General features: G+C 41.2%; 10 protein-coding genes. 3 read left to right on the top strand and 7 right to left on the bottom strand.

Annotated features, from left to right (window positions below):
- Nucleotide 1 precedes the first annotated feature (1 nt).
- Nucleotides 2–1594, top strand: coding sequence for an MFS transporter (locus QT327_RS22930; protein ID WP_130854387.1), 1593 nt, complete (start codon nt 2–4; stop codon nt 1592–1594).
- A 95-nt stretch (nt 1595–1689) separates the two neighbouring features.
- Here the strand turns inward: QT327_RS22930 and QT327_RS22935 are convergent, their stop codons facing one another.
- The 6 genes from QT327_RS22935 to QT327_RS22960 form a co-directional block, all read right to left on the bottom strand.
- Nucleotides 1690–2457 (bottom strand): 3-keto-disaccharide hydrolase, encoded by a 768-nt coding sequence (locus QT327_RS22935; RefSeq protein WP_013665047.1) that lies wholly within the window; start codon nt 2455–2457, stop codon nt 1690–1692.
- A gap of 228 nt (nt 2458–2685) precedes the next feature.
- Nucleotides 2686–3906 carry a bifunctional phosphopantothenoylcysteine decarboxylase/phosphopantothenate--cysteine ligase CoaBC gene (gene coaBC, locus QT327_RS22940; RefSeq protein ID WP_149105198.1) on the bottom strand — a complete coding sequence of 407 codons (1221 nt, stop codon included), beginning with the start codon at nt 3904–3906 and terminating at the stop codon, nt 2686–2688.
- A 24-nt stretch (nt 3907–3930) separates the two neighbouring features.
- Nucleotides 3931–4263 (bottom strand): DNA-directed RNA polymerase subunit omega, encoded by a 333-nt coding sequence (locus tag QT327_RS22945; protein WP_013665049.1) that lies wholly within the window; start codon nt 4261–4263, stop codon nt 3931–3933.
- A 6-nt stretch (nt 4264–4269) separates the two neighbouring features.
- Nucleotides 4270–5166: an outer membrane protein assembly factor BamD gene (locus tag QT327_RS22950; protein WP_013665050.1), complete on the bottom strand. Its 897-nt coding sequence runs from the start codon at nt 5164–5166 to the stop codon at nt 4270–4272.
- Nucleotides 5167–5444: 278 nt separating this feature from the next.
- Nucleotides 5445–5957, bottom strand: coding sequence for a GNAT family N-acetyltransferase (locus QT327_RS22955; RefSeq protein WP_013665051.1), 513 nt, complete (start codon nt 5955–5957; stop codon nt 5445–5447).
- A gap of 297 nt (nt 5958–6254) precedes the next feature.
- Nucleotides 6255–6395: a hypothetical protein gene (locus tag QT327_RS22960; protein WP_289554103.1), complete on the bottom strand. Its 141-nt coding sequence runs from the start codon at nt 6393–6395 to the stop codon at nt 6255–6257.
- Between the two features lie 441 nt (nt 6396–6836).
- On the opposite strand from QT327_RS22960, the gene QT327_RS22965 reads away from it, so the two are divergent.
- Nucleotides 6837–8312, top strand: a complete 1476-nt coding sequence (locus QT327_RS22965) for an oligosaccharide flippase family protein (RefSeq protein WP_289554455.1) — start codon at nt 6837–6839, stop codon at nt 8310–8312.
- Between the two features lie 10 nt (nt 8313–8322).
- Nucleotides 8323–9435: a polysaccharide pyruvyl transferase family protein gene (locus tag QT327_RS22970; RefSeq protein WP_289554104.1), complete on the top strand. Its 1113-nt coding sequence runs from the start codon at nt 8323–8325 to the stop codon at nt 9433–9435.
- On the opposite strand, the gene QT327_RS22975 is transcribed toward QT327_RS22970, so the two are convergent.
- Nucleotides 9436–10503 carry a hypothetical protein gene (locus tag QT327_RS22975; protein ID WP_130854383.1) on the bottom strand — a complete coding sequence of 356 codons (1068 nt, stop codon included), beginning with the start codon at nt 10501–10503 and terminating at the stop codon, nt 9436–9438. It lies immediately after the preceding gene.
- Nucleotides 10504–10741: the final 238 nt, after the last annotated feature.

The raw sequence follows: 10741 nt of genomic DNA on the forward strand, positions 1-10741 counted from the left end.
TATGGCTGATAAACAATTATTTAAAGCATGGGTGCCACGTTGGTTAATCTTCCTGACTACACTGCTGCTCTTATTGCCTACTTTATTGCTTTTTGCCATGTCAACAGCCAATGTATCCGCGGCGGTTGGCTACTATGGTATTGAGCCAGCTGACGTTCAATTCTCTTTGTTAGTTTTCTATGCCGCCATTGCGGCTTTCACACCCCTGGAAACCCGTTTCTTCAATCGGATCGCCACGAAAGAGTACTTGCTAATCTGCTTGAGTTTGCAGCTTGTTTTTGCCTATGGCGTATACCATAGTCATCACCTAGGCGTAATCCTACCCATACGGTTCTTACAGGGGATTGTGAATTGCGGTACCACCAGTATCTGCTTAAACTTACTTTTCCGACAGCTCAAATCAGACCATGCCCGAGAAATTGGCTACTCCATTTTTTATGGTTTGATCTTATGTGTGGCTCCCTTAACTTCCTTAATGGCCGCTCCGCTCATTGATCAATATGATTATAAAGTGATCTATAAAGCAATTACCTTTTGTATTATACCCGGTGCGATTATGTTATTAAGCATTATGCACAATGTGCGTCTCAGTCGTAAGACACCGCTTTATCAGCTGGACTGGGTCAGCTTTGTATTATACGCAGGAGCCTTAGTACTGCTTGCTTATGTGCTCGTATACGGACAGCAGCTGAACTGGTTTGATGACCCGATGGTTCGATATGGTGCTTTTTTAGTGCCATTCCTGCTATTGATGAATTATTGGCGACAGAAATCACTTAAACGACCCTATGTGTATGTTGAGATATTTCGTTATAAAAATATTTGGATAGGCCTTCTCTTATTAGTGATTCTCTATCTTGTACGTGGTAGCTTTAATCTAACTAGCCAATACTTTGCACAGGTTCTGGGCATGGATCCCCTTCATACCTATCGCTTTCTATTGTGGAACATGCTGGGAGTTGTCATCGGTTGTACAATATCGACCCGATTGGTTATTTTAAAGAAATCACTTCAGGCACTTTGGTGTACCGGTTTTGCGCTGTTGGCTATTTATCATGCAGTGATGGTTCATTTTTTTTCTACCGAAGCTAATCCAAGCCACTATATCTTATTGCTAATATTGCAGGGAGTTGGTGCGGGTTTATTAATGGGGCCCGTTGTGCTATTTATCATTTCCTCGGTCCCAACGGCATTAAGCAAATCGGCCTCTGCGATTGGAGTCTTTGTCCGTTTCAGTACCTTTTCATTGAGTTTAGCTTCGCTCAATTTTTATCAGTTGTACTTTGAAAAGATACATAGTAACCAGCTTGCTGAAGGGCTCAACCAAAGCAATTCCTTGCTAACACAACGACTTTCTTTATATCAGCAGGCACTGTCAGCCAGCGGGATGCCGCATGATCAGGCTGGGCGCGCAGCACATGCTTTATTGGCGAAAAGTATGCACAAGCAAGATTTTCTACGTTTCTGCATGGATTATTATCAGTTGATGGCGATTATATGTGTTATTACCATAGTACTGATACTGCTCATGCCTATTATCAATAAAACGATTATTAATGTTAAGAACAAGCAACCGGCTGCAGCGGGGTTTTAGGTGATTGTTGAGTGGTTGAGTAGGGGAGTAGTTAAGTAGAAAGAGTAAAAATAGCAGGACTTTATGTCTTATGCCCTGCTACTTGTGTCCTTAAACTACAATGGTCTTACCCAGATATTTTTGAAGCTGATCGGTTTACTTGGATCGCCGTGAGCTTGCAACATGATCGGTGCAGGGCCATGTTGCTTGTAACTTGGCCGTCCGATATATTGAGTACCGCCTATGAGCTCTACATTATTTTGTACCAGCACCCCATTAACAAATGCCGTTACTCGAGCAGGCGTTTCCACCGAGCCATCGGATTTAAAGGTAGGCGCTGTCCAAACCACATCGTAGGTTTGCCATTCACCTGGTTTTCTTGCCGGATTTGCTAGGGGAATACGTTGCTTATAAACGGAACCCAACTGTCCGTTTACATATGTTTTGTTGTTATAAGAGTCCAGGATCTGCAACTCGTAGCCTTCATCACCATTTCCTATAGCTGCTAAAAACAAACCACTATTTCCTCTCCCTTGTCCTTCTCCATCAATATCCTGTGGGATATAGTACTCGAGGTGGAGCTGATAACTTCCGAATTTTTGCTTTGTCCAAATATTACCGGCTTTTTTATTAACCGTAAATACACCGCCTGCCACGGGCCAATCGGCCGGTTGACCCGGATTCTTTTGTGATTCCCAGGCACTCAGATCCTTGCCATCAAACAATACAATGGCGTCCGAAGGAGCCTGCCCAACAGGCGTTGCTACAACATGTGGTACGGGTTCCCATACTTCGGTGTCTTCAGGTTTCATTTTTTCTTGAGCTAAGGATGACGCTGCGGTTCCCAATAATAGGGCTGCTATAAGTAATTGATTTTTAAGCATCGCTGTAAATAAGTTGTTAATTTAATTAGCTATATGTACTTAGTGTTTAAAGTACGTTTATCAAAGGTAGTTATTCGGATAGTAAGTAGCAAGGGTTAGGAGAGAATTAGTTGAGTAGCAAATTTGTTAATTAGCCAATTAGCCAATCAGACAATTAGCCAATTAGCCAATCAAGATAATGTATGATGAAGGGGTTGCGTAATTGAGAAAACATCGACAGCCTATTGCCTAAAGCCTAATGCCTAAAGCCTTAATGATAAAATCACAAATATCAGTGGCTACTTCTTTCTTGGTCTTGAGGGGGAAAGTTACTTGTTGGTGGTTGCGGTCTATAATGGTAATCTTGTTCCGGTCGCCCGCAAAGCCGGCTCCTTTGTCTTGCATGGAATTGAGGACAATAAAATCCAGGTTCTTTTTCTTCAATTTGCCGACGGCGTTAGCGAGCTCATTGTCGGTTTCCAGTGCAAAACCTACTAGGAGCTGATGGGTTTGCTTTCTGGCTCCCAAAGTAGCTAAAATATCAGTTGTCTTTTTTAGGGCGATCGTAAAATGCGTGTCTTTTTTCTTGATTTTCCGATCTGCGACAGTTTCGGGGGTATAGTCTGCTACGGCGGCGCTCATCACGGTAATGTCAGCTTCCGCAAATGCCAATGAACAGGCATCTAGCATATCTTTCGCTGAGACCACATCAATACGTTTGACACCATTCGGAGTAGGAAGGCTGGTAGGGCCGCTTACTAAGGTCACGTCTGCTCCCAATTGATGTAACGCTTCAGCAATGGCATAACCCATTTTACCGCTGCTGTGGTTCCCAATAAAGCGTACGGGATCAATTGCCTCGTGCGTAGGTCCGGCGCTCACTAAGGCCTTTTTCCCATTTAAAGGGCCTTTCCGTTCAGAAGCTGCGTCTGCAAGTGTTTTTTCTAAGAAACGAAGGATCTCTTCAGGCTCGGCTAAACGGCCTTCCCCCACTAATCCGCTGGCAAGCTCACCCGTTCCGGGAGGTATTAACCTATTCCCGTATTCCTGTAATTTCTTAATATTGCTTTGGGTACTTGGATGAGCCCACATATCCAGGTCCATCGCAGGGGCAAGGTAGACGGGGCATTTTGCAGATAAGTAAACTGCGCAAAGCAAATTGTCACACAAGCCATTGGCCAATTTCGCTAAGGTGTTTGCGCTTGCCGGAGCAATTAACACTAAATCGGCCCATAGGCCCAACTGCACATGGTGATTCCAGGTTCCGGTCTTCTTCTCAAAATAAGCCGTTAACACCGGCTTGTTTGATAAGGTAGAAAGGGTAAGCGGGGTAATAAACTCAACAGCATCAGGTGTCATGACTACTTGTACTTCAGCGCCGGCTTTAACCAGTAGTCTGGTTAAAGCCGCGGCTTTGTAGGCGGCAATGCTTCCACATATGCCCAGTATAATCTTTTTTCCCTTTAGCATGTTAAGCTAAATGATCAGTTGCGCTTACTTTTGTTGCTCTTTAGAAGGATTTCTAAAGTAAACCTTATCGTTTAAAAATTCGTCTACAGCTACTAAAGTAGGTTTAGGAAGACGCTCGTAATGCTTCGAAATTTCGATTTGCTCGCGGTTTTCGAATACCTCTTCCAAATTGTCATTGGATGTGGCAAATTCTGCTAATTTGCTATGAAGCTCTTCCTTCATGTTGGTGGCAATCTGATTGGCACGACGACCCATAATAACGATCGATTCGTAAATATTGCCGGTTTTTTCATCTAACTCCCGTAAATCGCGGGTTACAGTGGTGTTAGGAATGGTATGCTTCTGTATATTACTCATATCTTCTTATTGTAATGTCTGTTGAGGTAACGATCCTCTTGGTTGATTATTCAGTTCTTCTTCTTTCTCTTTTTCTTTTTTCTTTTGGCTCGGTGTTAAAGACGCAATGAGTTTTTTAACCGATTCCATATCGCGCTGCGAATTTTTCTTCAAGCTTTCTGCGTCCTTTTTGTATTTACTCTCAGGATAATTGTCGATGAATCGATTTGAGAATTCAACGGCCTCTTGATAACGTGCTTCCTGACTAGGCAGTTGGCTGTTCTTCGCATAAAGATATTGCGCTTCGATGGCTAGGTACTCCATTTCTTCAGCGTACTTAGTGTCGGGATAATCCCGTAGGGAATTTTGAAAGGCAATAACCGCGGCTTTATAATCACCAACATCCAGGTAAAGCTTGGCATTGGCATATGATTTATGCTCTAATTTATCTCGCAGATCCTGAATGAATTTAGCGGCCTCTTCCGCGCGGTCGCTCTTTGGATATAAGTTGATGAATAATTGAAGTGATTCGATCGCCTTCAACGTGTTTTCCTGATCCAACGTATATACCGGCGATTCTAAATAATAGCAGTAAGCCCCCATGAAACGGCATTCTTCCGCTCGTTGGCTCTGAGGGTATTGGTCGGTGAAATTTTTAAAGTGGAATCGAGCCGATGTATAATCTCGTAAACGATAGTTGGTGTAAGCAAAATAATACATCAACTCCTCATTTTCCGGCCTTCCCCGGTATTTATTGGATAAGTCTTCAAATAAAATAAGCGCTTTTGAGTACTTTTTGTTGTTGTACAAATTGATAGCCTCCCGGTACTTCGCTACATTATCATTACCGGTGCGTAGCTTTTCAAACTTGCTCTTACATCCGATCATCCCAATTGAAAAGAGCAGCGCCGAAGCCCAAATCATTAAACGCTTGTTTATAAACATTCTGCAAAGATAAGTTAATTAAAAATATGTAGCAAATGTTTTGCTTGACGCAAAGTAATAGCATCGTAAGGCATTTGCAAAAATTTTAACAAACATTAACCTTTTAGTTGTAAGTCCTAAGCTATAAGCTTTAAGCTTCCTGTTTTCTCTCTAAAGTTCAGGCATTCCGTAAAAGAGACTTCAAATAGGCCTGTTTCCGAGCCTCCGCCTACAACTTAGAACGTAATACTTAAAACTTACGACTCACGGACGAATTCTCAAACTTTCCGTCCTAAAATGACGAGACTCCGTTGTATGCCATCCAATACAGCGATGTCCGGAAAATTACCCCATTCCCGGAAATCTTCTTTCTCGAAAAGCCGGATGCTGGGAATATTGTGGGCGAAGATAAAGGCTAAAATGGTACTCACCTGCAAGTCGGGCGCTCTTTTGATAGCCTCCCGAAGGATCATTTTTCCATATCCTTTTTTTCGTTGGCTTTCATCTATATAAATACTGATTTCGACGGTGCCATCATAAGCCGGGCGGCCATAGAAGGATTGAAAGCTAAGCCAACCAATCGTTTCGCCGCCCGTCGTCTCTACCATCCAAAGCGGGCGCGTGAGCGGATTGTGTTGATTAAACCAAGGTAGTCGGCTCTCTACGGTCACAGCTTCCGTATCTGCCGTGACCATCCTGCTGGCCACTGTACTGTTGTATATAGATACAATGGTTGGAAGATCAACGAGTTGTGCGTCGCGGTAGACTAGTATGTCTTTTTGGATATTCATTGCCTAAAGTGAATTTATGGCAAAAGAAGATAAAATTAGCCAATTTTGGGAGTTTTTAGTTGAATTGTTGGGTAGTAGAATAGTTTGGTTCTTTATGGTCAAGCATAAAGAACATGAAATATGGCTTAGCGCCTATAGCTTACGGCCTTATTAGTAGCAGTACGCTCGCTTAAGCCTTATACCTTAAAGCTTATTGCTTATTACCTAAAGCCCTAAATAAAAATCCCCGAGGTAATCGCTCTCGGGGAAGTTTTTACATAGGTAGATGAATGTATTTGTGATAGGTAGATGGTTTTTTTATGCTATTCTTACATTTGCTGAACCTGAACCGCTATTACTGCGGAAATTTTCCAATTCTTTCACCAATAAATCCATTAATTGTCTGTCAATTTTCTTTGCTAAATCAGATAACTTTTGAACTTTAGCCGTATTTTTCATCGATGTTTTCATAGTATATGTGACTTATCAGTTAAACATTAAAAATTGTGAACATACAATAGCTAATATCATGCCAAATACACCTTTATTCTATTTCAAAAGAATAATTGGTTAGACCGTTCAAAATAGTTGTTCTATTTATGGGCTAACATTCCGTTCCCTTTTCACTTTCGCCCCCAACTTATATGTTTCTTCCTACTATGCTCAACCTGCCCCTATTGCACATTGTTGCACAGGATTTAACGTTTATGTTACAATAAGCATTTGGTGCCAACGGTATCTTGTTAAACCTTGTATATTAGATGGTTAGAGAGCCTTTGATAAGCTTGTTTGATGGTGGTCATATTGATTACAGATGAGGTTGCATTCAAAGACGATCTAAAAGCCATATTCCTGTGAACCTATGATGAATAATACTACAGCTCTCAAAAAAAATCTTTTATCAATGGTGCGTTATTTATTTTAAATGGAATAATAGGTTTTTGGCTTCCGCCCTATCTTATTAAAAAGTTAGGAGTGGGTGCCTATGGTATGATTCCACTGGCAACAACCATTATTGGCTACGCTTCCGTTATTACGGTAGGAATCAATGGGGCTCTTTCCCGGTTCATGGCGTTGAGTAAAGAACAGGAGGGAGACGAGGGAAGTTCGCAAGTCTTTAATACAGCCTTCATAGCGATAAGTGGTTTATTGCTTCTTTTAATTCCCTTCTTTATCATCGTCTCAACACATATAGACAAGCTCGTTTCGGTGCCAGCTGCATACGCCAAAGATACAGTGAGACTGTTTTTGTGCGTTAGTTGTTCTTTTATTTTAACCTGTGTTACTTCCGCCTTTAATGTGTCTGCCTATGTGGCTAACCGGCTTGACCTCGTTAACCAAGTAACGGTAATCAATACCCTTATACGGGTAGTGATCATTGTAAGCGTTTTCCTTTTTATCGATGTTTCATTGTTTGGTTATGGTATTGCGGTGGTATTGGGAAGCATTGCAGCAAGCAGATATAGTTTTTATCTTTTCCGACGCTACTCTCCTAATATTAAGTTTCGAATAAAAGATTTTAAGACGGCCCGTTTGTCAGCCCTATTATCTATGGGTGGATGGCTAGTGATCATTCAATTGGGAAGTATTCTTTTTTTACAAATTGATTTGCTGGTAGTTAACAAGATACTTGGCAACGAAGCCGCTGGTCAATATAGCGTTATTTTGCAATGGAGTAATCTGATCAGAACATTATCCATCTCGCTTTCTGGTGTTTTGGGTCCATTGATACTTACCCTATACGCGCGAGGAGAGATTCTACAAATGACAAAGCTTACGCTGTTATCAAATAAAGCGCTAACACTTTTTGTCACTTGTATAGTAGCGCCTCTCTGTATTTTATCTGGTGATTTATTAACTGTTTGGGTTGGTGAAGAGTTTGCGAGAATGAAATGGTTATTCCTATTAGTACTGTTACCATTACCCATCAACCTAGGGATACAACCTCTTTTCTCCTTAAACAGGGCTTATAATAAAGTAAAAGTTCCGGGGATTTTTACAGTTTTAATGGGTATGTTAAACCTTTTGTTGGCTATTACCCTCGTAAAATACACCACTTTGGGACTTTATGGCGTAGCTGTGGCAAGTGGGTTTGTATTAACGGTCAAAAATTTCGTTTTTATGCCGATCTACATAGCCCGGCATATGGGCATCAGCAAATGGACTTTCTTCAGGTCTTCTAGGTCAGCTGTAATCTTATTAAGTATAGCTGTTGCGATCGGCTATTTTTATCCTAAAATCCTTCATATTCATAGTTGGCCAGGAATCTTGCTACATGCAGCGATCCTGTTTGGCTTTTTTAGCATGCTCTCTTATGCTTTCCTTAGTAAAGAGGAAAGGCGGTTGGTTGTCAATAAATTTATTAAGAAGAAATAAAAATTTTCCAATGAACAGCATCTATTTTATTCCCGCTTCTCAGATTGAAAATACCGGAGATCTATTGATTAACAAAGTAGCCGTACAAGCGATACAGAAATACGGTGAACTTATCATCGTCGATAATCAAACGGATCGTTGGTTTATAGACGAGGTCAAGCTTACAAATGATAGGCAGCTCTCCGAAGTGAATCAAATGTCTTTAAATCGCCATATATTGGGACGCCTGATTAAATCACTTTTTCGAAAGGATAGGATATATGTGGTTTTTCCACCTGGCCATACTGCTCGTCAGGGTAAGGATATGGCTAAAATAGTCATCCAAAGAAATAGACGACTCACACTCTTCAAAACATTTGGCGTGCGAATCGTCCGTTTAGGATTTTCCATAGGCCCGTTTGATCAGGCCAATTTAGATGCGGAGGCCGCCCGTTCAAGACTGTGCTATTTCTATGGGCTAAGAGATAAAGGGTCTTTGGATACAGCCATACGAGGTAAGTTTAAAAATCCACAATTATTTCCAGACCTGGCTTGGAACTACGAGCCCTCTATCGCTATTCCCCCCATCCAAGATGATTCTTACATCGTTTTAAGTTTTCGGTCGAACGTTTATGGTAAGGAGTATGATGAAGCTTACTTTAAACCGTATGTCGATCGGCTGAAGATGATTCTGACAGCGCTGGTTTTCCGAAAATTTCGGATTGTGATTTCATATCAAGTTAAATACGACCGTGAGGCTTCTTTTATTCTAAAAAGAGCATTAGAAAATGATTTTGAGGTACAGCTCATCGATAAAAAGCTCCTATTAGACGAGGCAGCACAAATTTATAGTAAAGCCAAATTCGTCATTAGTAATCGTCTCCACGTACTGTTATTTGCACTACAGTGCCATACGGCTTCTTTTCCTTTAATCGATCCTATCGGTAATAAGAAGATTTATCACATTTGGGAAGATAATAAAATGAGCGATGCAATCTTAGACATCAATGCAACACCTGAGGAAAATACTGCTATTATTCAAAAAGGCGTCGATGATGAAAACTCTATCTTGAAGCCTTTTATTCGGGCGTGCAAAGAAAATAGAAAGATTACTGAAGAGCTCTTGGAACGAGTCTTTCGATAATCACAGTTTTACCTGTCTAATCACATTTTTGATATTCAGCTCAATAATGTCAGTCATACTTTTACATAAGTGGTAATCCTGATTTTTGTAATGGGCTGCCAGTTGATTTTTCAGCATGGCGATATTTTCCGGCGGAGAGAGCTGTTCGTTTTGTGATACATCTCGAAGTGCCGCCAAACGATGGCGCTCAATGCGTACCCGATGTACAATGGAAGAGCGTTCTTCCTGTTGGTATTGCAACACTGTTTTTTCGGTGAGGTGTTCCATGGATAGTTTTACATAAGGTAAATTCTCTTTGAAGAACTGGGGCATATATACTTTCATATTGCCCTCGTAAAACTCCTGGTCGAAATCGATAGCGCGGATCCTGAATTGAAAATCATCAAAGTCGGGCGTTATCTGCATTACATAGTTGTAGGAACGCATATCTCCCAAAAGCATAATAAGGCAACGTTCATTAAATTTTACGAACTCTTTTGCAATCCGAATGGGATTGTAATCCGGATTCTCCAGTAAACGCTTCGCGAACACGTCTCCGGGCAAGCCTACAATATGCTCCTCCACTAAAGTATCACCGTCCACAGTAAAGTTCACGCGATTAGGCGACATGATCTCTTCCAGTTCTAGTCCATAAATGCGGGACGCGTCTGCTTGTTTAATATAAAAATAATCATATACATCATTTAAACGATTCACAATACGGATACGAAATGGATGTGTATTGCCGAATGTACAGTAATCTATACGATCAATAAATTTATGCTCCACTATGCGATTATTTCCGGAAGCTTTTAGAAGGGCATAAATCTGCTTCAGCCCTTCGTGGATATGCGCTACCTCGTGGGGCGGATAGAGGGGTGTTTCCCAAAGGGTGTCCTTTCCTTCTTTATCGTAAACGGGTACACTATCTGTAAAATTACGTAATTCGCTGTAGCTAAGCGGTAGTTTTGACTCTCGTTGATACTCTCTTAGATATTTACGTAAGGCAGGTTTCACTGGAAAAATAGGTTTTTTCCGTGATATTTTAACATCTCCTGTAGGGACCGGTCCTTCTACTTTTAAACTCATCTTCCTAGCAATTTATCTACAAAGCCCTTAGGCCGTCAGGCTTCTCAAAGATAGCTTTTATTCGTTAAATATTGGCTATAGGGTATAGGCGATAAGCGATAGGCTTTAGGGTATAAGGTGTAAGGTATAATAAGGCCATAAGCTATAGACGCTAAGCCATATTTCATGTTCTTTATGCTTGACCATAAAGAACCAAACAGTCAAGGCTGCATGTACTTTCGCTAAAGATTTAGGCCCG

This window comes from Olivibacter sp. 47 (genome assembly GCF_030372825.1).
Lineage (GTDB): Bacteria > Bacteroidota > Bacteroidia > Sphingobacteriales > Sphingobacteriaceae > Olivibacter > Olivibacter oleidegradans.

Excerpts from the sequence above, each read along its gene's own strand:
- QT327_RS22945 (WP_013665049.1), bottom strand. The coding sequence starts at position 4,263 with ATGAGTAATATACAGAAGCATACCATTCCTAACACCACTGTAACCCGC.
- coaBC (WP_149105198.1), bottom strand. The coding sequence starts at position 3,906 with ATGCTAAAGGGAAAAAAGATTATACTGGGCATATGTGGAAGCATTGCC.
- QT327_RS22960 (WP_289554103.1), bottom strand. The coding sequence starts at position 6,395 with ATGAAAAATACGGCTAAAGTTCAAAAGTTATCTGATTTAGCAAAGAAA.
- QT327_RS22950 (WP_013665050.1), bottom strand. The coding sequence starts at position 5,166 with ATGATTTGGGCTTCGGCGCTGCTCTTTTCAATTGGGATGATCGGATGT.
- QT327_RS22930 (WP_130854387.1), top strand. The coding sequence starts at position 2 with ATGGCTGATAAACAATTATTTAAAGCATGGGTGCCACGTTGGTTAATC.
- QT327_RS22935 (WP_013665047.1), bottom strand. The coding sequence starts at position 2,457 with ATGCTTAAAAATCAATTACTTATAGCAGCCCTATTATTGGGAACCGCA.
- QT327_RS22975 (WP_130854383.1), bottom strand. The coding sequence starts at position 10,503 with ATGAGTTTAAAAGTAGAAGGACCGGTCCCTACAGGAGATGTTAAAATA.
- QT327_RS22955 (WP_013665051.1), bottom strand. The coding sequence starts at position 5,957 with ATGAATATCCAAAAAGACATACTAGTCTACCGCGACGCACAACTCGTT.
- QT327_RS22970 (WP_289554104.1), top strand. The coding sequence starts at position 8,323 with ATGAACAGCATCTATTTTATTCCCGCTTCTCAGATTGAAAATACCGGA.